The organism is Novosphingobium sp. TK46, from assembly GCF_055361525.1.
Map to the genome: position 1 here is coordinate 3,583,369 of NZ_CM143963.1, position 21,420 is coordinate 3,604,788.

Genomic DNA, 21,420 nt, shown 5'->3' on the forward strand with positions numbered 1-21,420 from the left:
CGGCTGAACCGGCGCTTGCGCACGAAGAGAAACGATCCGATACACAAGAGCGCCCTGGAGGAGTGTAGCATGCGCGTCTATCTCGTCATCGTCGACGAGTCCGAAGAGGCTCTCGTCGCGCTTCGCTATGCCGCCAGACGGGCGGCACAGACGGATGGCACCGTTCACCTTCTGGCGTTGGTGCCTCCACAACCGTTCAACGCCTTCGCAGGTGTCCAGGCCACGATCGAGGAGGAGGCGCGATCACGCGCCGAGACGCTGGTGACCGCCGCTGCGGGCAATCTGTTGTCGCAAGGAGGCAAGATGCCGGCGATCGCGGTCAAGATGGGCGAGGACACGAAAGTGGTTCGCGAGTATCTTGCGGAGCATCCGGAAGTCTCCGCGCTGGTCTTGGCGACCGCCGCGGATGGCGGTCCCGGCCCTCTGGTTTCGCACTTTACCAGCTTGGGAACCCGCATGCCCTGCCCGGTCTTCGTGATCCCGGGCCACCTCGACGAGCAGGAGATAGATCGGCTGAGCTGAGGATCGAGGTACCCGTCGGCAGGGCTAGCGCTTTTTCTTGCCCTGGTGTCGGATATTCGCAGGGCGGCCACGCTGGCCCACGAGCCGATTGCCGTGCTTCTTGAGCGGCAATGGCCGGCCGCGCGGTTCGATCGGCGACGTTCCACCCTCTACCAGTTCGAACTTCAGTGCGCCGGTCAGCGGATTGGCCTCGGCCAGGCGAAGAGGTAGGCGATCACCGCTGGCGTACTTGGTCCCGGTTCGCTCTCCGAACAGGACATGCGCTTTTTCATCATAATGAAAGCGTTCGTCTCCAAGCGTCGAGACGGGAACGAGGCCATCGCCCCCCAGCCCCACGATGGTCGCGAAAAAGCCGAACTTCTGTACGCCGGTGATCCGGGTGGGGAAGGTTTCGCCGACTCGGCTCGACAGCCACGCCGCCACATAGCGATCGATGGTCTCGCGCTCGGCCTCCATCGCCCGGCGCTCTGCCTCGCTGATCGCGTCGCTGATCCGCGACAGATCATCCCGGTCTCGGTCGGACAAACCCGACAGCTTCGGCAAGTCCAGCTTCGGCGCCGGCTGTTCGAGCTGATAACCGTCGACAAGCGCACGATGCACCAGCAGGTCGGCATAACGGCGGATCGGCGACGTAAAGTGCGCATACGAGGCCAGCGCGAGGCCGAAATGTCCGGCATTACGCGGGCCGTAGTAGGCGCGGGTCTGGCTGCGCAGGACGGCTTCCATGACCAGTGCCTTTTCGGCCTCGTCGGTCACGTCCTTGAGCATGCGATTGAACAGGCCCGGCGTGATGACCTGGCCCAACGCCAGCTTGCGTCCGAACGTCGCCAGATATTCCTTGAGCGCGATCAGCTTCTCACGGCTTGGTGGCTCGTGGATGCGATACACCACCGGGGCGACCTTGGCTTCGAGTGCCTTGGCCGCAGCGACATTGGCGGCGATCATGAAGTCTTCGACGACCCGGTGCGCGTCGAGGCGCTCACGCAGTGCGATCTCGGCGATACGCCCCTGATCGTCCAGCATGACGCGGCGTTCGGGCAGTTCGAGCTCGAGCGGATCGCGATCATCCCGGGCGGAAGCCAGCGCTCGCCACGCCGACCACAGGTTCTGCAACACGGACAGAGCGACCTCGCCGTCGCCGGAACCTTCGTCGATCCGCCTTTGCGCGTCCTCGTAGGCGATGACCTCGGCGATGCGCACGATAGCGCGGCTGAAGCGCCATTGCGTGATCTTTCCGGTGGAATCGATGACGATGTGACAGGCCATCGCCGCACGATCTTCTCCTGCGCGCAGTGAGCAGACATCGGCGGAAAGCACCTCTGGCAGCATCGGCACGACGCGATCGGGAAAGTACACCGAGTTGCCGCGCTTGCGCGCCTCGCGGTCCACGTCACCGCCTGGTCGAACATAGTACGAGACGTCCGCAATCGCGACGAGCGCGCGGAAGCCTCCCTCCCCGTCCGGCTCGGCCCAGATCGCATCGTCATGATCGCGCGCGTCCGACGGATCGATCGCGACGATCGGCAAATGCCGCAAGTCCTCGCGATGCTCGGCGCTGACCGGCAGTCTGGCCGCGAGTTCGGCTTCGTCCAGGGTGGCTTGCGCAAAGACGTTGGGGATCCCGTGCTTGTGGATCGCTATCAGGCTGAAGGCCCGCGGCGCCAATGGCTCCCCCAGCACCTGCAACACCTTGACGCCCGCGCGTTCGGACCGCCCGACCGGCTCGGCCAGCACCAGTTCGCCCTTTGCCGCGCCCGACAGATCCGCGATCGGCATGGAATGGCGGATTCGCTTGTCGACCGGGGCCAGCCAGGCCTTGCCGGCACTATCCATCTCGACCACGCCCAGAACCTGTTCCTCGGCCGCGCCCAGCACCTTCATCGGGAACGCGCGCCAGTGTCCGTTGCTCTCCTCGGTCCTCGCGAGCACCCGGTCCCCCGGCTTCAGCGCCGCGGCCGAGCGGCGGCCCGCACTTCTCTCGATCAAGCGTAAACGCGGCGGCGGCGTGGCATCATCCGGCTGCCAGGTATCGGGAACCGCGATCGCCTCGCCGTCCTCGACCCCGACGACGCGCAGGACGGTAACCTTCGGAACGCCTCCCATGCGATGATAGGCGGTGCGCTTGCCGTCGATCAGCCCCTCGTCGGCCATGTCCTTGAGCAGCGCCTTGAGCTGGATCTTCTCGTGACCCTTGAGGCCGAAAGCACGCGCGATTTCACGTTTGCCCGCTGGCTCCGTGGACTCCTGAATGAAGTCGAGGATCTGCTTGCGCGATGGAAGGCCCAGGGCTTTTGGTGATGGCATCGCCGCTGACTTAGGCTGCGCAGCGGCTCCCCGCAATGGCAGCGACCTTAATCGCCAAGCGGCGCAAACCCGCCACCGGGCACCGCGGCCGCAACTGGACTTTGTGCACCGCCCGCAGCTACGGCGCTGACGCCAAACAACCAGTCATCACCCCGCACGCCATCTAGCTTAACGCTGGTGGTGGAGAGGCCCGATCGCACCGGCTTCGGCTCCCAATCCGAGGCATCGGTGCGACGCTGCCAGACGTTGTAGCTCTTCGCACCCGGCACCGCTGCCCAGGTCAGCTGCGTAAAGGTCGAAAGCGCCGCCTCGACCTTGGGCGACGGCGGTATCGGTGCTGCGGCGAGTGCCGCGAGCGCCGTGATGTTGATACGTGTCACCTTGGCGAGATAAGGGAAGTCCATCTCGTCGATGGTGTCCCCGAATTTTACGCCCCCTTCGGTGCGCAGATCCTGATGCTGATGGTCGTAGTCCTCGACCGCAACCGAAAAGCGAACCGCCGGATAGCCCTTTTCCAGAAACGGTAGCTGATCTCCGCCGCGGCCCATACGATCAGCCCGCCAGACCTGCCGGACGGCGAGGCCGTCGTTCGCCAATGCTGCGATGTAGCGTGAAAGGTTCCGTCCCGGGCTGTCGTTCTCTCCGCCAAAACGGCGCGAAGCGGCACGCGTCTTGTCGGTCGCGTCAGCGCGGGGCCCCTCGGAGAACAGGCGGACGTGAGTGTCATCCACAAGCTCATCGGCTCCCCTGCTGCCACCAACGATATCGTTGTTGAGCACCGCCTTGACCTTCCAGCCCTGCTTGGCGGCATAGTCTGCGAGCAGCTTGCCGCCGAAGAGTCCCTGCTCCTCGCCCGAGAGCACGGCATAGACGATCGTGGTAGGGAACTTGCGCTGCGACAGCAGACGCGCCGATTCCAGCACCAGCGAGACCCCGGAGCCGTCATCGTTCGCGCCCGGAGCATCCTTGGTCGCGTCCATCACGTCGCTAACGCGGCTATCGAGATGACCTTGCACGATAACGACTTCGTCCGGCCGCTCAGTCCCGCGTTGGATAGCGACGACATCAACCAGGCGCACCGGGATCGGGATACGCGTGCCGCTTGCCATCGTTTCAGGAAGCGCGATCGTCAGGCAGCCGCCGCACGCCTTTGCCGAGCGGCGAAACTCGCCTTCGGCCCAGCGTCGGGCCGCGCCGATGCCACGCTTGGGATCGGTCTGCGATGACAGCGTGTGCCGCGTGCCGAAACTCACCAGCTTTTCGATATCCGCGCGCATGCGCGCTTCGGAGACTTCGGCATCCTTTGCCAAGGCGATGCCAGAACAAAGCGAGGAACTGAGTGCCGCGGCGATCAAAAGTCTAAGCATGGCTCTTGTTCAGCCAACAGGAGCATGAAGGCAAGTGTCCTGTCAGGCTGCCAGTGCTGGAACGCAAGCTCGATTGCTGCCTCCGTTCGGCGGCATGCCCCCTATCCGACCAAGATCTCCGCTGAAGTCAGTCCAAGGCAGCCGCCGCGCAACGACGCCCGCGATCAGGTCAACGGCGCATCAGTAAGAGCGCGCCACATAGATCTTTTCGACCGCCGGCTGAGCCGTGAAGATGCATGTGCCGCTGACGCCGCCGCTATCGAGAGGTGTGTTGCGAATAGTCAGCTTCAGCGCCTTGAGCTTTTGCACCACCGCTTCCAGCTCGTCGCCAGTCGGGCGAGACCACAAAACCTGCGCCCACCCCGGATAGCGTTTGTTCTCCGAGAAGAACGCCGCGAGCGCATCGAAGCTGTCGATCTCAGTCAAGTTTGCGTCACGCCGCGCCCTCGCCTCTGCATAGAGCGAGGCTTGGATCTGCTCGAGCTCAGACACTGCCTTGCCGACAAAATCATCCTTCGCCATCCCGACGAAGTTCGCCTTCGCGTTATCGGTCCATAGCCGATCGCGGCGCAATACCGAGACCTGACCCCCGGCCGCATCACGACCGCCAATCTCCAGAACGAGGGGCACGCCCTTCTTGACCCACGCCCAGCGCTTTTGCGTCGCCTTGCCGGGGCGCTTGTCCAGCAGCACCCGGACCGGTTCTCCGAACACGTTAAGTCCGCCCAGCGCCTTTGTAAGTTCAGTACAATAGGCCAAAAGTGCCTCATCCTCGGCATTGTCCCGCAACATCGGCAGCACCACGATCTGATGGGGTGCCACGATCGGCGGCACGCGCAAGCCGTCATCATCGCCATGGGTCATGATCAGACCGCCGATCATGCGTGTCGACGTGCCCCACGACGTCGTGTGGCAATGCCGCTGCGTGCCCTCCTTATCCTGATACTGGATACCCGCCGATTGCGCGAAGCCGGTGCCAAGGTAGTGCGACGTGCCGGCCTGCAGAGCCTTGCCGTCCTGCATCATCGCCTCGATCGAATAGGTCGCGACGGCACCCGGGAAGCGCTCGTTCTCGGGCTTTTCACCGGCAACCACCGGCATCGCCAACTCGGTTTCAGCGAAATCACGATACATCTCGAGTGAACGAAGCGTCTCGACCATGGCATCGTCACGATCGGCGTGAGCGGTATGGCCCTCCTGCCACAGGAACTCGCTGGTGCGCAGGAACATGCGTGTCCGCATTTCCCAACGCACGACGTTGGCCCACTGGTTCGTCATCATCGGCAGATCACGCCAGGACTGGATCCAGCGCGCCATTGCGGCGCCGATGACCGTCTCCGATGTCGGCCGCACGATCAGCGGTTCTTCCAACTTGGCCTCGGGATCGGGTACTAGGCCGCCCTTGCCGTCCGCGACGAGACGATGGTGGGTAACGACCGCCATCTCTTTTGCAAAGCCTTCGACGTGCTCGGCCTCCTTGGCGAAGTAGGAAAGCGGAATGAACAAGGGGAAGTAGCAGTTCTGCACCCCTGCCGCTTTGATCCGATCATCCATGCGGCGCTGGATGCGTTCCCAGATGCCATAACCCCACGGCTTGATCACCATGCATCCGCGAACACCTGATTCCTCGGCCATCTCGGCTTCGGAAATCACTTCCTGATACCATCCGGCGAAATCGTCCTCGCGCTTGATAGTCAGGGCATGGCGGATCTGGGGCGTCTGATTCATGCTGCGCTGTTAGCGGGAGTTGCCGGCAGGTTCAAACGTTCGAAGGCGGCGGCACGGACCGCCCGCATGGCTGCGCGTCTGCTTCGATGACGATAACGTTTCAGATGACGCATTTGCGTAGCGGCAGGCATCGGGCTGCCGCATCCGCAACTCTGCTGGCTACTCGATAGGTATCTAAGCCGGGTCCGAATTAAGGCCTTCTTAGCTGCCCAACCTCTATCACGATTTTGAGCGTGTTTATGGCGGCCATACTCGCGCGAGGTGCAATGATATCAACATTGCGGGAACGGGTCATGAAGTTGCAGCGCCTGAACCTTGTCAATGCGGCTATGCGCCGCTTGCGGTGCGCCGCACGCCCGAGATCGATCGTCCGGTTGCCCAGGACGTTAGCAGCCGATCGGAACGGCAACGTCCTGATCTTGTGGGCCGCCTTTCTCATACCCCTGATCGCCCTCGTGGGTTCTTCCATCGATATGGGACGCGGCTATGTCGCGCGTAAACAGATGCAAAACGCATGCGACGCGGCGGCGCTTGCCGGTCGCAGGGCGATGGCAAACGGCATCGTCGACGATCGCGTGAAGACCGAAGCTGCCAAGTTCTTCAACTTCAACTTCCAACAAGGAACGTTTGGCGCCGACGCCTTTACGCCGACGATTACCAGCGGAAGCGGAACCAAGACGACGGTAGTCATTTCAGCCGCAACGAACATTCCGACTACTTTCATGGGCATGTTCGGATTTACGTCGCTGCCGATCACCGTCAACTGCGACGCCTCGCAGGATTTCGTGAACACGGATGTCGTTCTGGTTCTGGATACGACCGGGTCGATGAAAGACAAGGCGGTAGCGACTGACTCCGTAACGAAGATTCAGGCGCTGCGTAGCGCCGTGCTTGCCTTGTATGATCAGCTGGCAAGCGTCCAGACGCAGCTTGCGGCTTCCGGTCTGCGCCTTCGTTACGGCATCGTCCCATATGCAAGTGCGGTCAATGTTGGAAAGTCGATCCGAGCTGCAAATACGGGCTACATGGTGTCGGGTAACTGGACCTATCAATCCCGTAAGGTGACGACTGCTAATACCACGGAAACGAGCTGTAAGTCTTTAGCGGGAAGTTACAAAAGCGGAACCTGTACCTACTTTGCATATGTCGCACAGGAGATTAATACCGCAAACTTTGTAAATGGTTCATCCGTTAACGTGACACCATTCATTGGCACAGCTGATTCTGCCGGTGATACACCGATTGGAAGCGTGGCAAATTTCACGACATGGTCCGGATGCATCGAAGAACGCAAGACGAGCCGTATGGCGTCGAATGCAACATCGATACCATCGGACGCCTACGATCTCGATATCAACCTTATACCGAACTCGGAAGACACCAAGTGGAAGCCGTACTGGCCCGAGGTCGAGTTCACGAGTTACAAGACAGGGCTTTACGCCGGAAATCCTTACAAGCCGCAGTCGGCATGCCCTACCGAAGCGGCCATGATGCAAAACTGGACAAGAACGGCGCTGTCCAACTACCTCGATTCCCTGAATCCGGATGGCGGCACTTATCACGACAATGGAATGATGTGGGGTGCCCGTTGGGATTCATCCTCGGGCATTTTCGGCGCAAACAATCCCGACACGTACAATTCGATGCCTGTGAAGAAATACATTATCTTCATGACCGACGGACAGTTCGATACGGGCTACTCTTCACTGTATTCGAGTTATGGCGTCGAACAGCTGGACGCCCGGGTGACCCCGGGCGGCAGTGCTTCCAACGAAACCGACCAGTTGGCCAGGCACAAGCAGCGGTTCGCTTTGCTGTGTTCGCAAGCCAAATCGATGGGTTATTCGGTTTGGGTCATCGGTTTTGCCACTACGCTGGATACCTCGCTCACGAATTGCGCCAGTACGAGCAGTCAGGCCTCGACTTCGTCCAACCAGGCAGCCTTGATCGCCAAGTTCGTCGAAATCGGCCAGAACATCGGTGCGCTGAGGCTGACGAAGTGAAATGCAAAGCCATGCTGTCGGATCGGCTCTGGGGTGACCGCAGAGGTGCTTCCATCCTCGAATTCGCGATCGTCTGCATGCCGCTGATGGTGATGATGTTCGGCCTGTTCGCGCTGGGCTATCGCCAGTACGTCGCGGTGCAGCTTCAGGATGCACTTGATCAGGCCGCTCGCATGGTCACGATTGGCACCAGTACAACCGCCGCCGAGTTGACTGCGATCGTGAAGACGAAGATCGATCCGGTCGCAGCCAATGCGACTGTCGCCGTCGTGCCGACGAGCTACAATAAATTCGACCGCGTGGCCAAAGCGGAGCCCATCACCACGGACACCGCCCCGCTTGGGATATACAATGCAGGCGACTGCTTCAGCGACATCAACGGCAACGGCCGCTGGGACGCCGATGCCGGCAAGGCGGGCACCGGGGGATCCGATGATGTCGTGCTCTACACCGCTACGGCCAGCTATCCGGAACTCGTGCCGATGAAGGGCCTGCTGGGCTGGGACCCGAACGAAATCGTCACCGCGACCACCATGCTGAAAAACCAGCCATACGCTTCGCAACCCGAGCCAGCCACCGTGTGCAGATGACCCACTTGATGCGAAAGGTGCGGAGCCTGCGCCACGATGCCAGCGGACTGGCGTTGACCGAATTCGCCATCACCGCCCCCGTCATCCTCCTGCTCGGGTTGGGAGGTGTCGAGATGGCGAACTATGTGATGGCCAATCTTCGCATCTCGCAACTTGCCATGTCGGTCGCGGACAACGCGGGCCGGGTAAGGACGAGCATTGACGAGGGTGATATCTCAGAGGTGATGATCGGCGCGCTCAAACTGGGCGAACCGCTGAATTTCAGCGCCAACGGTCGCATTATATTGTCCGATCTCGAGCAACGAACCACCACGAGCGGGACAGGTGGCCGGGGCGCCGTGACTGCCGACAACCCGAATGGGTATCGCCAATGGATCCGCTGGCAACGTTGCGCCGGCGCGCTGTCGGTCACATCGTCGTATGGAGTCCCGCTGAACAGCGCCGGCGGCCAAGTCACAAATATCGACGATACGACCAACCCCGATCATGCAGCGGTCGAAGGTGCCTCGAAGATTGATGGAATGGGCGATCCGACCAACCAGATCTCCGCATCGCCCGGCATGGCCGTGATGGTGGTGGAAGTCGTCTACAACTATCAGCCCGTCATACCTAGCGACATCATCTCATCGCTGCTCGGACAGCCCCAGATCCGGCGCGTGGTCGCGTTCTCCGTGCGGCAGCGCAATGCCTACAGTCTGCGAAACGACGGCAGCTTGAGCGGTAAACGGCGGGCCGATTGCCGCTTGTTCGATGCGACGGTGCCTACCAGCTGAAAATCGCAATCTTTGGCGTATCTATTTGCGGTTCATCATCGGCCCATCGAGGCAGTAGCGTGGTCGTTTCACAGCCGCCGAACCACCTTTCTCAAGGTGGCAGTTATGCGATGCGGCGGCCAAGCTCCTTGTTGATGAACAGCGCCACCAAAGTCGCCAATGCGCCCGACAACAGATAGCCGCCTGCCGCGACCAGGCCGAAATGGCTTGCCAGCACCAGTGCGACGAGCGGCGCAAAGCCGGCGCCGAACAGCCAGGCCAGGTCGGATGTCAGCGCGGCGCCGGTGTATCGACGGGTGCTGGCAAAGTTGCCGGCGACCGATCCAGATGATTGTCCGAAGGCCACCCCAAGCAGCGCGAAGCCGAGCAGCATGAAGACCATCTCTCCGGAATCACCACCGTTCAGCAATTGCGGTGCGAAGCCGCTGAAGACGGCGATGCCCGCCGCGGTCGCGCCGAGCAGATACCGACGGCCAATCCGGTCCGCGAGCAGTCCCGAGCAGATCACCGCAATCAGCCCAACCACCGCAGCGCCGATCTCGATCAGCAGGAAGCGGGTCGGGCTTTCGTCCGTGAACAAAGCAACCCAGGATAACGGAAAGACGGTGACCATGTGGAAAAGCGCAAAGCTGGCGAGCGGCGCGAACGCACCGATCACGATGTTACGCCAATCCTTGCGGATGGTGTCGGCGACACTCGAGGGTTCGAGCTCCTTGCTGGCAAAAAGCGCGGTGTAATCTGGCGTGGAGACCATCCGCAAACGCGCGAACAGGGCGACGACGTTGATCGCGAAAGCAACGAAGAACGGATAACGCCAGCCCCAATCGATGAAGTCGGTCGGCGATAGCGACGCCAGAAAAAATGCGAACAGCGCGCTGCCCAATATCAGGCCGAGCGGCGCGCCGAGCTGCGGTATCATCGCATACCAGCCGCGTCGATTTTCAGGCGCATTGATCGCGAGCAGTGACGCGAGACCATCCCATGCGCCGCCAAGCGCGACACCCTGACCGATACGAAATACGGCAAGTGCGATCGCCGACCAGATGCCGATAGTTTCATACCCGGGCAAAAAGGCCACTGCGACCGTCGAGCTTCCGAGCAGGAAAAGAGCGATCGTCAGCTTGGTGCCGCGTCCAAGGGACGCATCGACACGCATGAAGATCAGCGTCCCGATCGGCCGAGCGATGAACGCGAGCGCGAAGATCATGAAGGAATAGACGGTGCCCGTCACCCGGTCGACATACGGGAACACCAGGGACGGAAACACCAGCACCGACGCGATCGCATAGACGAAGAAGTCGAAGAACTCGGACGTGCGGCCGATGATCACACCGATCGCGATTTCAGCCGGAGCGACCTCTTCATGACGCGCGTTGACCACGCGAGCATCACGTTCAGCCGTTCCGGAATTGGCCGCGTGGGACAGGTTGGCGTCATCGCCGGTCATGGCAGTCATTAGATCCGTCTTCCTTGGCCGGGAGCTCGATCGGCCATGCTTGTCCAAATGAAGCATTACGCGCGAAAACGCGATTGGACAAAATGTCCAATGTCATGGCGCGGCTTTCGGGCATAGATCACCGCCATGCCAAACACCGGCCCGACTCCGCCCGCATCTCCATCCATCGCTCGTGTCATTACGCGTGCGCTGCCCGCGTTGATGATCCTGCCGCTGCTTGGCGGCTGCGACATGGTGGTCATGAACCCGATGGGCGATGTCGCGCTGCAACAGCGTAATCTCGTCCTCTTCGCGACCTTCCTGATGCTGCTCATCGTCATTCCGGTGATCGCGCTGGTCGGCATCTTCGCCTGGAAGTACCGTGCTTCCAACAAGGACGCGAAGTACGAGCCGGATTGGGATCACTCCACCCTGCTGGAGCTGATGATCTGGTCGGCGCCGCTACTGATCGTCATCTGTCTGGGCGCGGTGACCTGGACCGGCACCCACCTGCTCGATCCCTATCGCCCCATCGGGCGCATTTCCCAGGGCAAGCCCGTACCCGTCAATACCAAGCCACTGGAAGTGCAGGTCGTGGCGCTCGATTGGAAATGGCTGTTCATCTACCCCGAGTACGGCTTTGCCACCGTGAATGAACTCGCGGCCCCGGTCGACCGCCCGATCACGTTCCGGTTGACATCGTCATCGGTGATGAACGCGTTCTACGTGCCGACGCTCGCGGGCATGATCTATGCGATGCCGTCGATGGAGACCAAGCTCAACGCCGTCATCAACAAGCCAGGTAACTATGAGGGCTTTTCGTCAAACTATAGCGGCGCGGGTTTCTCGGGCATGCGGTTCCGCTTCCATGGGATGGACGACACCGCCTTCAACGCCTGGGTCGCGCGAAACCAGGCGGCGCGGGTTCCGCTGACCCGAGCGAACTACATCACCTTGGTCAAGCCTACGGAAAAGGTGCCGGTCATGCGCTTCGGCAAGGTGGCGCCGGGCTTGTTCGAAGCCGTGGTGAACCAATGCGTAGAGCCAGGTACGCCATGCATGAGCCACATGATGAACCATGACGCGGCGGATCCATCCGGCATGGGTGGTGAAAGCGGCCATGCGATGCCGAAGGATCAGCGTCGGCAGGCACCGTTGACCACCAGCCAGGCCGGCGGCCCTGCCCCCGCGAACCCGGCAGACATCAAGCAGCGTAGCCCGTCCTCGCCAGAGGCCGACAACATCCCCACCAAGCACACCCATTGATTGGCCCTGCGATGAGCACCCCTGCAACCACCGCCGCCGCAACCGGCATTTTCTCCTCGGTGAGTCCGATCTTCGGTCGTTTCACGATCGAAAGCCTGCCGCTGCATGAACCGATCGTGGTCGCCACGTTCGTGGCAGTCGCTCTTGGCGGAGCCGCATTGCTGGCCGCGCTGACCTATTTCAAGCTCTGGGGCTATCTGTGGAAGGAGTGGTTCACCACCGTCGACCACAAGCGCATCGGCATCATGTACATGATCCTTGGCATCGTCATGCTGCTGCGCGGCTTTTCCGATGCGATCATGATGCGGCTGCAGCAGGCCTTGGCCTTCAACAACGAAGGCTATCTCAACGCACACCACTACGACCAGGTGTTCACCGCGCACGGGGTGATCATGATCTTCTTCGTGGCGATGCCGATCGTTACCGGCCTGATGAACTACGTCGTGCCGCTGCAGATCGGCGCGCGCGACGTGTCGTTCCCGTTCCTCAACAACTTCAGCTTCTGGATGACCACGGCGGGCGCCGCCATCGTCATGATGAGCCTGTTCGTGGGCGAGTTCGCGCAGACCGGCTGGCTCGCCATGCCGCCGCTGTCGGGCATCGCCGCCAGCCCCGGGGTGGGCGTAGACTACTACATCTGGGCGTTGCAGATCGCGGGCGTCGGGACGTTGTTATCAGGCATCAACCTGATCGCCACGATCGTGAAGATGCGGGCGCCCGGTATGACCATGATGAAGATGCCGATCTTCTGCTGGACCTCGCTGTGCACCAACATCCTGATCGTCGCCGCCTTCCCGGTGCTGACCGCCGTGCTCGCGCTGCTCAGCCTCGACCGCTATGCCGAGACCGCGTTCTTCACGAACACGCTGGGCGGCAACCCGATGATGTACGTGAACCTGATCTGGATCTGGGGCCACCCCGAGGTCTACATCCTGATCCTGCCGATGTTCGGCGTGTTCAGCGAAGTGACCTCGACCTTCTCGGGCAAGCGCCTCTTCGGTTACACCTCGATGGTCTATGCCACGCTGGTCATCACTGTACTCGCGTACCTGGTCTGGCTGCACCACTTTTTCACCATGGGATCGGGCGCCAGCGTCAACAGCTTCTTCGGCATCACGACGATGATCATCTCGATCCCGACGGGCGCGAAGATCTTCAACTGGCTGTTCACGATGTACCGCGGGCAGATCCGCTTCGAACTGCCGATGATGTGGACGATCGCGTTCATGATCACCTTCACGCTGGGCGGCATGACCGGCGTGCTGCTGGCGGTGCCACCGGCCGACTTCGTGCTGCACAACTCGCTGTTCCTGGTGGCGCACTTCCACAACGTGATCATCGGCGGCGTGCTGTTCGGTGCCTTCGCGGCGATAAACTACTGGTGGCCCAAGGCATTCGGCTTCAAGCTCAACCAGTTTTGGGGCAAGACCAGCTTCTGGCTGTGGGTCAGCGGCTTCTACTTCGCCTTCATGCCGCTCTATGTGCTGGGTCTGATGGGCGTCACACGGCGCCTGCGCACCTTCGACGATCCGAGCCTGCAGATCTGGTTTATCATCGCGGGCTTTGGAGCGTTCCTGATTGCGCTGGGTATCGCCGCCATGCTGATGCAGTTCTATGTCAGCATCCGCGATCGCGAGAGCTTGCGTGACCTGACAGGCGACCCCTGGAACGGCCGCACGCTGGAGTGGGCGACCTCCTCGCCCCCGCCGGACTACAACTTCGCGTTCACGCCGGTGGTGCATGACAACGACGCCTGGGCCGATATGAAGGCGCGCCACTATGCACGGCCACTGACCGGCTACGCCGACATCCACATGCCCAGCAACACCGGCGCCGGGATCATCCTGGGTGGTTTGAGCGTGGCGTTTGGCGTCGGCATGATCTGGTACGTGTGGTGGCTGGCGATCATCGCATTCGCGGGCATCCTCGCCGTCGCGATCGGGCATACCTTCAACTACAAACGCGACTTCCACATCCCGGCATCCCACGTGACCGAAGTGGAAGAAGCGCGCAGCAAGCAACTCGCAGGAGCCCTCGCATGAGCGCGACCGCACAACAGCTCGACCCGGACCTCTTCCACCTCGCGGAAGAACCGCACCACGCCGAGGGGTCGAGCACCATGCTCGGCTTCTGGATGTACCTGATGAGCGACTGCCTCATCTTCGCGATGCTGTTCGCGACCTATGGCGTGCTCGGCACCAGCTACGCCGGCGGCCCGGGGCCGAAAGAGCTGTTCGAACTGCCGCTGGTGGCGCTCAACACCGCCATGCTGCTGTTCTCCTCGATCACGTACGGTTTCGCGATGCTGAGCATGAGCGACGGCAAGCGTGGCGCGACGCAAGGCTGGCTGGCGATCACGGCGTTGTTCGGCCTCGCGTTCCTGTGCATCGAAATGTACGAGTTCACCCATCTGATCCACGAAGGTGCCGGCCCGCAGCGCAGCGCGTTCCTTTCGTCGTTCTTCGTACTGGTGGGCACGCACGGGCTGCACGTAACCTTTGGCCTGATCTGGCTGGTGGTGCTGATGGTGCAGGTCCAGATGAAGGGCTTGATTACCGCCAACAAGCGTCGGCTGATGTGCCTCAGTCTGTTCTGGCACTTCCTCGACCTGATCTGGATCGGGGTCTTCACCTTCGTTTACCTGATGGGAATGCTGCGATGAGCGCGACGGGTCACGCGATGGACGGTCAGACGCACGACCGCCAGGATCAGCACGGTCAGCAGGACCACCACCACGACAATGACGAGGCGCACGGATCGCGCAAGGGCTACTGGATCGGCTTCGCGCTATCGGTGGTGCTTACCGCGATCCCGTTCTGGCTCGTCATGACGATGACGCTGACCAAGCAGGCGACAGCCCTGATCATCATGGCCTTCGCCGCCGTGCAGATGCTGGTCCACATCGTGTTCTTCCTGCACATGAACCGGCGGGCCGAAGGCGGCTGGTCGATCATGGCGCTGCTGTTCACCGTGGTCGTCATCGGCATATCGCTGATTGGATCGCTGTGGGTCATGTACCACATGAACACCAACATGATGCCGACGCAGGCGATGAGTGACATGGGATGACTCGGACGCCATGAGGTCTTCATCCGCCGTTCGTGCGGCGGTTGGCACGGTGTGGGTACTTGCGATCGCCGGGCTGATGGCGCTGGGTACGTGGCAGGTCGAACGACGTGCATGGAAACTCGATCTGATTGACCGGGTTGACGCCCGACTCCATGCTGCGCCCGAACCGGCACCTTTCGGGACGCGTATCGACAAGCAGGATGAGTATCGTCGCGTGATCGCGCGCGGGCGCTTCCTACCGGGCAAGGATGTGCTGGTCCAGGCATCGACCGTGCGGGGCCCCGGCTGGTGGGTCATGTCTCCGCTGAAGACAACCGAAGGTATCGTACTGGTGAACCGGGGCTATATCCCCGACCGCACGGTGACTCGCACGCCTGCCGGTCGGGTGACGATCATCGGGCTGCTACGGCTCACCGAGCCGGGCGGAGGGTTCCTGCGCAGCAACGATCCTGCCGGCGGACGCTGGTACTCGCGCGATATTGGTGCCATCGCACGCCGAACCGGGATCGTGGCACAGCTTTATTTCATCGACGCCCAGGCTGGAGGCGAGCAGGCAGGTGAGCCGATCGGTGGGTTGACGGTCGTGACGTTCACGAACAACCATCTGGTCTATGCAATCACATGGTACATGCTGGCGATAATGACGGCCGCCGCACTCTTCTACTGGTTCCGCTCTTCACGTCGCGATCAGTTCGGGTCGTGATCGCCGGAGCGACCGTGTCGCAAGATCGCCGGATCAGTATCGCGGCAGGCCGGGAAAACCTGCTGCAACTGGTGCAACTGCGCTGGCTTGCCGTCGCTGGGCAGCTCGGCACCATCGTACTGACCCAATTCGCGTTCGGGATCGTCCTGCCGCTTCGCGCAATGCTGGCCGTGCTAGCGGCGCTGATCGTGCTTAACCTCGCCAGCATCATATTCTTGCGACGGCGGTCGCACATCACGAATGCCGAGTTGTTTGGAGCGCTCCTGCTCGACGTTCTCGCGCTTTCGGCGCAGCTATACCTCAGCGGCGGCGCGACAAATCCGTTTATCTCGCTTTTCCTGCTTCAGGTCGTGCTTGGATCGGTGCTGCTTGATCGCTGGTCGAGTTGGGTGATGGTGATCGCAACCAGTATCGCATTTGCCCTGCTGACTGTGTTTTACCGCCCGATCATGCTGCCCGCCTCATTCGCCATCGACCTGTTCGTCCTGCACATACAGGGCATGTGGGTCTGCTTCGCTCTGGTCGCAGTGCTGCTGGTGATGTTCGTCACGCGTATAAACGGCAACTTGCGCGCGCAGGACGATTATCTGGCCGACATTCGCCGTCAATCAGTCGAAGAAGACCACATCGTGCGGATCGGAATGCTGGCATCCGGAGCCGCGCACGAACTGGGCACGCCCTTGTCATCGCTATCGGTCATCTTGGGCGATTGGCGCCGAATCGAGGCGATCGCCGCCGCTCCCGATCTGTTGCGCGATGTCGAGGACATGCAGGCCGAGGTCCAGCGCTGCAAGGCGATCGTCACCAGCATCCTGCTCTCGTCGGGTGATCCGCGCGGCGAACAATCCGCCGCGACGACGGTGCGCGCGCTGTTCGATCGTATCGTGTCCGACTGGACGAGCGCCCGGGATTTCCGCAACGCTCGCTATCAGGATGATTTCGGAAGCGACGTGCCGATCGTCGCCGACGTGGTCCTTCAACAGGCCGTGTTCAACATGCTGGACAATGCCGCAGAGGCATCGCCCGACCGGATCGACATCCTGCTTTCGCGGATCGACGACATGCTTGCCTTGATCGTCCGCGATGAAGGCCCGGGTTTCGCCCCCGAGCAGCTGACGAATTTGGGCAAGCCGTACAACAGCAGCAAAGTCGGGCTTGGCCGGGGCCTGGGCCTGTTCCTGGTCGGCAATGTCGTACGCAAGCTTGGTGGCTCGCTATCCGCCAGCAACAAGGAAGGCGGGGGGGCGCAGGTGACCCTGCAGCTTCCGCTGTCCGCAATCAGCCTGGGGGATTAGGATGACCGACAGACCCCTGTTGTTGATCGTCGAGGATGACGCCGTCTTCGCGCGAACCTTGCAACGGTCGTTCGAACGCCGCGACTACGAAGTCGTCGTCGCGCCTGGACCCACAGAGGTCGATGCACTGCTTTCGATCCGCACCCCGACTTACGCGGTGGTCGACCTGAAGCTTGCCCAGTCGTCGGGGCTCACTTGCGTAGAGACATTGCACGATCACGATCCGAAAATGATCATCGTCGTGCTCACCGGCTATGCCAGCATCGCCACGGCCGTGCAGTCGATCAAACTGGGCGCGACCTCGTATCTCGCCAAGCCGGCAAATACCGATGACATCGAACTCGCATTTGGTGCGGGACATGGCGACACGGAAGTTCCGATCGGCAGTCGCCCGACTTCGATCAAGACGATTGAATGGGAGCGCATCAACGAAGTGCTTGCGCAAAGCGACTTCAACGTCTCGGAAGCCGCGCGGCGGCTTGGCATGCATCGCCGCACTCTCGCCAGAAAGCTCGAAAAGCGCCGAATGACCTAGCCGAATGACCCAATTGCCGTAGCCTGATCTACAAAAGCAGATCTGCCAGATCCTCAGGGAACCACAACTCATCCAGTGCAGCCAAGCTATCTCGATCGAACCAGCGCCAGCTTCGCATTACCTGGCGTTCGAGTTCGGTGTGACCACCGGTGTCGATCGCGTCGGGGTCCATTCCGGTTGGCAGCATGACCCGATAGTAACGCTCATCGGCGATCACCGGCACGCCTTCGAGAGTGATGAACTCCGCGAGTTTGCGCGCTATCTCGGGACCGGGATCCGCCGCTATGCCGGTCTCTTCCAGAAGTTCGCGCCGAGCGGCAGCCTCATAAGTCTCACCGGTATCGACGGCGCCTCCGGGGGTGCACCAGAATGGGGGCCGGTCCGAGGGATCGAAGCGAAACAGCAAAACCCTGCCGTGGCTGTCCTGCAGCACGATCCTCGCTGCCGGTCGGGCTACACGGGTCAAGCTACTTGCCCAGCGTGTCTAGCCGCTTCTGAATCTGCGCCATCTGTTCACGCAAGACCGCCAGATCTTCGGCGGCCGGCGCGGGAGCCTCCTGCGAGGGTTGCGCCGGGGCTTCGGTCTTTTCAGCGCCCGGCATGAACGCCGAAGCCGCAGCCTTGAACATGGCCATGTTCTGCTCGGCCAGTTTGGCCAAGGGATTGTTGCCCAGACTGTCTTCGAACGCCTTGTGCAACTTGGTCTGATTGGCGCGAAAGTTATCCATCGACGCCTCCAGATAATGGGGGATCAACGATTGCATCGAATTGCCGTACATGCCGATCAGCTCGCGCAGGAAGTTGACCGGCAGCATCTGCTCGCCATTGGTCTCTTCTTCCATGATGATCTGCGTCAGAATCGTATGCGTGATGTCATTGCCGCTCTTTGCGTCGATCACCTTGTAGTTGATGCCCTCGCGCGTCATCTGCGCCAAATGTTCGAGCGTGATGTAGCTCGACGAGCGCGTATTATAAAGCCGCCGGTTAGCGTACTTCTTGATGACTACCGTTTCGTCATCGACTGTCGCGTCAGCCATCGCTCGTTCCCAAATTATTCGTATTGAGGCAACGTAAGCACACCGACGCTGCAGTGCAACAGTTTGCTGCGCAGCACACTTGCACAAAACATTGCTGATCAACGGCTGAAGCGGGATCCCAGCAATGTGAGCAACTCGTACTGAGACAAGCCGGACGCAGTTGCAGCGTCGGGAAGATCGTAAAGAGCCTCAACCCAGTCACCTTCGCGCAAGTCCGGCGCATCGCTTAGGTCGATCACAGTCATGTCCATGCTCACCCGGCCCAGCACGGGAAGGTCTCGGCCCTGCCCGGTCAACATGCCGACCCCAGACCAGCATCGCAGGAAACCATCGGCATAACCCAAGGCGATCGTACCCACGCGCATGGGGCTTTTCGCAACATACGTTGCGTTATAGCCGACTGCGTCCCCCGCTTCGATCCGGCGAACCTGCATGATCGCGGCCTGTGGTCTCACGACCTGCCGGATCACCCCGGATAGTGCGCTACACGGAACGCCGCCATAAAGCGAAAGGCCAGGTCTGGTGAGATCGCCGTGATAATCCTGCCCCAGGGCAATACCCGCGCTGTTGGCGAGGCTGCGCCGACGATGCGGCAGCACTGCGCTGGCGTCGCGCCATCTGGCGAGTTGCAGCGCGTTGAGCGGCGACATTTCCTCGGCCGAAGCCAAGTGCGACAGCAATACGTCGATCTCGAGTGCGCCAATCACCTCAGCACCGAGTTCGGCCATTGGCAAACCAAGCCGGTTGATGCCTGTATCCACCATCAGGTCGCACAGCCCGCCCCCTGCGGAGATCCAACGCCTAGCCTGCGCTACCGAGTTGATCACCGGCTTTACCCCGGCGTCGCGCATCCATGCTGCGTCTGCCTCGCTCAACGGCCCATGCAGGACGCTCAACATTCTGGGCTCGATCAGGCCGATCACCTCCGCCGCTTCGCGAGGATGCGCCACGAAGAAGTCGCGACAACCTGCGGCAAGCAGCAGCGGCGCGGCTACATGAACGCCCATTCCATAAGCATTCGCCTTGATCGCGGCGCCTGCCCGCGCCGATCCTGACAGCGCGTCGAGGGCTCGCCAGTTCGCCTGCAAGGCATGCTCGTCAATGCTCAACCTCAACGCTGCAGGTGGCAGCGCTGCCTTGGCGTCAATCATCTTCGAACTCGCGCGGCGGACCGCCCTTGAGGCCCCATATGCCGACGATCAGCGCAACCAGCACCACAGCCCAGGTGTACCATAGCCCCGAATAGGCATTGCCCGTCTTGGCGATGATGTAACTGGCGATCAAAGGCAGAAATCCGCCGAGGTAGCCTGCGCCGACATGGTACGGGATCGACATCGAACTGTAGCGGATCTTGGGTGGAAACATCTCAGTCAGCAATGCGGCGACCGACCCGTAGGTCAGACCGGACAACGCACCCAGTGCACATAGCAAGACGCCGATCATCACCAGTCGCCCGAGCGGGGGAAATTGCTTGGCGAAATCGTAGCCCGCTTCTGCAAGCCAGCTCTTGAGCTGAGCGGGTCGCGCGGTCTTGTCCATCCACGGCATCGCATCGGCTGCACCAAGCGCGCGACTGCGCTCGCCGATGCCGAGTTGCAAATCGCTGCCGCCTTCCTTGAGGTCATAGCTGACACCCAAAGCCGTGAGGTCCGAAAGCAGCTTGCCGCAGTTGGTCTTCTGCTCGGAAGCGAACGGATCGTACGTGCAGTCTCTGCCCGAAACCATGACCGGCGCCCGCTCCGCAGCCTCGGCCAAGCCTGGGTTGGCGTAGTGCCCCAGGCCCCAGAACAACGGGAACAAGAGCAGCAACGTCAGCACGTCGCCCCAGATGATCGGCTTCTTTCGTCCGATGCGATCCGACAGTTTTCCAAAGAGCACGAAGAAAACCATCGAGATCAGTCCGGTCAAACCGACGACAATCTCGGCAGTGGTCTCGTCGACGCGCATCGGCCCCTTGAGGAACGTCAGGCTGGAAAAAAACGCAGTGTACCAGATCGTCGTAAGGCCGCCGGTGACGCCGAACAGCGCCACGAAAATACGCTTCTTGTTGCCGGGATACGTGAAGCTTTCCACGAAGGGATTGCCGGCGATCTCGCCGGCGGCGCTCATCGCCTTGAACACCGGGCTCTCGTTTAGCTTCAGTCGCATGTAGAGCGACACCGCCAGCAGCACGAGGCTCAGTACGAACGGCAGTCGCCAACCCCAGGCTGCGAATACATCCGCCGGGATGAGGAACCGACAGGCCAGAACCACGACGACGCTGAGCACGAAACCGCCCACGACGCTCGCCTGGATATATCCCGTGTAATAACCGCGCTTGTCCGGCGGCGCATGCTCGGCGACGTAGATCGCGGCGCCGCCATACTCGCCACCGAGCGCCAGCCCCTGCAAGATGCGCAGCACGATGATGATGAGCGGTGCGGCCACACCGATGCTGGCAGCGGACGGGATCAACCCGACACCGGCGGTGGCGATGCCCATCAATGTGACGGTGACCAGGAAGGTGTACTTGCGACCCAGCTTGTCACCGAAATAGCCGAACAGGATGGCCCCCAAGGGACGAAAACCAAAGCCGACCGCGAAACCGGCCCACACCAGCAGCAACTGCAGCGTCTCGTTGTCTGCGGGGAAGAAGGTCTTGCCGATGATGGAGGCGAGCGTGCCGTAGATGAAGAAATCGTACCATTCGAAGATCGTACCGGCGGACGACGCGGCGATGACGAGCCGAATGTCGGATGCGCTGGGCTCCGCGTAGACGGCTGGTCCGGTGGCGGCTGCTTCGGCCATCGCTTG

Annotated in this window: 19 protein-coding genes; 11 read left to right on the forward strand and 8 right to left on the reverse strand. The window is 61.4% G+C overall.

Translation table 11 applies throughout. From position 1 onward, the window contains the following. The first annotated feature begins 69 nt into the window (after nt 1-69). Complete coding sequence (locus tag ACXJ1Z_RS17135; RefSeq protein ID WP_463778314.1) at nt 70-522, forward strand: universal stress protein; 453 nt, start codon at nt 70-72, stop codon at nt 520-522. Between the two features lie 24 nt (nt 523-546). Here ACXJ1Z_RS17135 and rnr read toward each other — a convergent pair whose 3' ends face one another. From rnr to ACXJ1Z_RS17150, 3 genes are all read right to left on the reverse strand, one after another. Then, nucleotides 547-2,826 carry a ribonuclease R gene (gene rnr / locus ACXJ1Z_RS17140; protein WP_463778316.1) on the reverse strand — a complete coding sequence of 760 codons (2,280 nt, stop codon included), beginning with the start codon at nt 2,824-2,826 and terminating at the stop codon, nt 547-549. A 47-nt stretch (nt 2,827-2,873) separates the two neighbouring features. After that, complete coding sequence (locus ACXJ1Z_RS17145; RefSeq protein WP_463778317.1) at nt 2,874-4,193, reverse strand: M28 family peptidase; 1,320 nt, start codon at nt 4,191-4,193, stop codon at nt 2,874-2,876. A 180-nt stretch (nt 4,194-4,373) separates the two neighbouring features. Next, complete coding sequence (locus ACXJ1Z_RS17150) at nt 4,374-5,921, reverse strand: aminoacyl--tRNA ligase-related protein (protein WP_463778319.1); 1,548 nt, start codon at nt 5,919-5,921, stop codon at nt 4,374-4,376. A gap of 293 nt (nt 5,922-6,214) precedes the next feature. On the opposite strand from ACXJ1Z_RS17150, the gene ACXJ1Z_RS17155 reads away from it, so the two are divergent. From ACXJ1Z_RS17155 to ACXJ1Z_RS17165, 3 genes are read left to right on the forward strand one after another with little or no spacing between them, the layout of a single operon-like run. Further along, nucleotides 6,215-7,924 (forward strand): TadE/TadG family type IV pilus assembly protein, encoded by a 1,710-nt coding sequence (locus tag ACXJ1Z_RS17155; RefSeq protein ID WP_463778320.1) that lies wholly within the window; start codon nt 6,215-6,217, stop codon nt 7,922-7,924. A gap of 11 nt (nt 7,925-7,935) precedes the next feature. Beyond that, nucleotides 7,936-8,514 carry a TadE/TadG family type IV pilus assembly protein gene (locus ACXJ1Z_RS17160; protein ID WP_463778321.1) on the forward strand — a complete coding sequence of 193 codons (579 nt, stop codon included), beginning with the start codon at nt 7,936-7,938 and terminating at the stop codon, nt 8,512-8,514. A 53-nt stretch (nt 8,515-8,567) separates the two neighbouring features. Next, nucleotides 8,568-9,287 (forward strand): TadE/TadG family type IV pilus assembly protein, encoded by a 720-nt coding sequence (locus ACXJ1Z_RS17165; protein ID WP_463778323.1) that lies wholly within the window; start codon nt 8,568-8,570, stop codon nt 9,285-9,287. 103 nt (nt 9,288-9,390) lie between these two features. On the opposite strand, the gene ACXJ1Z_RS17170 is transcribed toward ACXJ1Z_RS17165, so the two are convergent. Beyond that, nucleotides 9,391-10,743 carry an MFS transporter gene (locus tag ACXJ1Z_RS17170; RefSeq protein ID WP_463778324.1) on the reverse strand — a complete coding sequence of 451 codons (1,353 nt, stop codon included), beginning with the start codon at nt 10,741-10,743 and terminating at the stop codon, nt 9,391-9,393. 201 nt (nt 10,744-10,944) lie between these two features. On the opposite strand from ACXJ1Z_RS17170, the gene cyoA reads away from it, so the two are divergent. The 7 genes from cyoA to ACXJ1Z_RS17205 are packed head-to-tail and all read left to right on the forward strand — an operon-like array spanning nt 10,945 to nt 17,590. Continuing rightward, a complete protein-coding gene (gene cyoA / locus ACXJ1Z_RS17175) occupies nt 10,945-11,988 on the forward strand; it encodes a ubiquinol oxidase subunit II (protein WP_463778326.1) in 1,044 nt (347 codons plus the stop codon). Between the two features lie 11 nt (nt 11,989-11,999). Next, nucleotides 12,000-14,030, forward strand: coding sequence for a cytochrome o ubiquinol oxidase subunit I (cyoB, locus tag ACXJ1Z_RS17180; RefSeq protein ID WP_463778328.1), 2,031 nt, complete (start codon nt 12,000-12,002; stop codon nt 14,028-14,030). Further along, complete coding sequence (gene cyoC / locus ACXJ1Z_RS17185; protein WP_463778330.1) at nt 14,027-14,650, forward strand: cytochrome o ubiquinol oxidase subunit III; 624 nt, start codon at nt 14,027-14,029, stop codon at nt 14,648-14,650. Before cyoB ends, cyoC begins: the two co-directional genes overlap by 4 nt. After that, the gene (gene cyoD / locus ACXJ1Z_RS17190; RefSeq protein ID WP_463778331.1) at nt 14,647-15,057 is read left to right on the forward strand and encodes a cytochrome o ubiquinol oxidase subunit IV; all 411 of its coding nucleotides are present in this window, start codon (nt 14,647-14,649) and stop codon (nt 15,055-15,057) included. The genes cyoC and cyoD overlap by 4 nt, the downstream gene beginning before the upstream one ends. Nucleotides 15,058-15,067: 10 nt before the next feature. Next, a complete protein-coding gene (locus ACXJ1Z_RS17195; RefSeq protein ID WP_463778333.1) occupies nt 15,068-15,760 on the forward strand; it encodes an SURF1 family protein in 693 nt (230 codons plus the stop codon). Next, nucleotides 15,760-17,055 (forward strand): ATP-binding protein, encoded by a 1,296-nt coding sequence (locus tag ACXJ1Z_RS17200; protein ID WP_463781283.1) that lies wholly within the window; start codon nt 15,760-15,762, stop codon nt 17,053-17,055. The genes ACXJ1Z_RS17195 and ACXJ1Z_RS17200 overlap by 1 nt, the downstream gene beginning before the upstream one ends. 1 nt (nt 17,056) lies before the next feature. Continuing rightward, entirely contained in the window at nt 17,057-17,590 is a 534-nt protein-coding gene (locus ACXJ1Z_RS17205; protein ID WP_463778335.1) for a response regulator transcription factor, read from the forward strand. Nucleotides 17,591-17,618: 28 nt separating this feature from the next. Here the strand turns inward: ACXJ1Z_RS17205 and ACXJ1Z_RS17210 are convergent, their stop codons facing one another. The 4 genes from ACXJ1Z_RS17210 to ACXJ1Z_RS17225 all read right to left on the reverse strand — a co-directional run bounded on the left by ACXJ1Z_RS17210 (nt 17,619) and on the right by ACXJ1Z_RS17225 (nt 21,414). Next, nucleotides 17,619-18,056, reverse strand: coding sequence for an NUDIX hydrolase (locus ACXJ1Z_RS17210; RefSeq protein ID WP_463778336.1), 438 nt, complete (start codon nt 18,054-18,056; stop codon nt 17,619-17,621). A 1-nt stretch (nt 18,057) separates the two neighbouring features. Beyond that, nucleotides 18,058-18,627, reverse strand: a complete 570-nt coding sequence (gene phaR, locus ACXJ1Z_RS17215) for a polyhydroxyalkanoate synthesis repressor PhaR (protein WP_463778338.1) — start codon at nt 18,625-18,627, stop codon at nt 18,058-18,060. Nucleotides 18,628-18,725: 98 nt separating this feature from the next. Next, nucleotides 18,726-19,778 (reverse strand): alanine racemase, encoded by a 1,053-nt coding sequence (locus tag ACXJ1Z_RS17220; protein WP_463778339.1) that lies wholly within the window; start codon nt 19,776-19,778, stop codon nt 18,726-18,728. Next, the gene (locus tag ACXJ1Z_RS17225) at nt 19,771-21,414 is read right to left on the reverse strand and encodes an MFS transporter (protein ID WP_463778341.1); all 1,644 of its coding nucleotides are present in this window, start codon (nt 21,412-21,414) and stop codon (nt 19,771-19,773) included. The genes ACXJ1Z_RS17220 and ACXJ1Z_RS17225 overlap by 8 nt, the downstream gene beginning before the upstream one ends. Nucleotides 21,415-21,420 lie beyond the last annotated feature (6 nt).

Coding starts and splice junctions, on each gene's coding strand:
- ACXJ1Z_RS17135 (WP_463778314.1), top strand. CDS start 70: ATGCGCGTCTATCTCGTCATCGTCGACGAGTCCGAAGAGGCTCTCGTC.
- rnr (WP_463778316.1), bottom strand. CDS start 2,826: ATGCCATCACCAAAAGCCCTGGGCCTTCCATCGCGCAAGCAGATCCTC.
- ACXJ1Z_RS17145 (WP_463778317.1), bottom strand. CDS start 4,193: ATGCTTAGACTTTTGATCGCCGCGGCACTCAGTTCCTCGCTTTGTTCT.
- ACXJ1Z_RS17150 (WP_463778319.1), bottom strand. CDS start 5,921: ATGAATCAGACGCCCCAGATCCGCCATGCCCTGACTATCAAGCGCGAG.
- ACXJ1Z_RS17155 (WP_463778320.1), top strand. CDS start 6,215: ATGAAGTTGCAGCGCCTGAACCTTGTCAATGCGGCTATGCGCCGCTTG.
- ACXJ1Z_RS17160 (WP_463778321.1), top strand. CDS start 7,936: ATGCTGTCGGATCGGCTCTGGGGTGACCGCAGAGGTGCTTCCATCCTC.
- ACXJ1Z_RS17170 (WP_463778324.1), bottom strand. CDS start 10,743: ATGACTGCCATGACCGGCGATGACGCCAACCTGTCCCACGCGGCCAAT.
- cyoA (WP_463778326.1), top strand. CDS start 10,945: ATGATCCTGCCGCTGCTTGGCGGCTGCGACATGGTGGTCATGAACCCG.
- cyoB (WP_463778328.1), top strand. CDS start 12,000: ATGAGCACCCCTGCAACCACCGCCGCCGCAACCGGCATTTTCTCCTCG.
- cyoC (WP_463778330.1), top strand. CDS start 14,027: ATGAGCGCGACCGCACAACAGCTCGACCCGGACCTCTTCCACCTCGCG.
- cyoD (WP_463778331.1), top strand. CDS start 14,647: ATGAGCGCGACGGGTCACGCGATGGACGGTCAGACGCACGACCGCCAG.
- ACXJ1Z_RS17195 (WP_463778333.1), top strand. CDS start 15,068: ATGAGGTCTTCATCCGCCGTTCGTGCGGCGGTTGGCACGGTGTGGGTA.
- ACXJ1Z_RS17205 (WP_463778335.1), top strand. CDS start 17,057: ATGACCGACAGACCCCTGTTGTTGATCGTCGAGGATGACGCCGTCTTC.
- phaR (WP_463778338.1), bottom strand. CDS start 18,627: ATGGCTGACGCGACAGTCGATGACGAAACGGTAGTCATCAAGAAGTAC.
- ACXJ1Z_RS17220 (WP_463778339.1), bottom strand. CDS start 19,778: ATGATTGACGCCAAGGCAGCGCTGCCACCTGCAGCGTTGAGGTTGAGC.
- ACXJ1Z_RS17225 (WP_463778341.1), bottom strand. CDS start 21,414: ATGGCCGAAGCAGCCGCCACCGGACCAGCCGTCTACGCGGAGCCCAGC.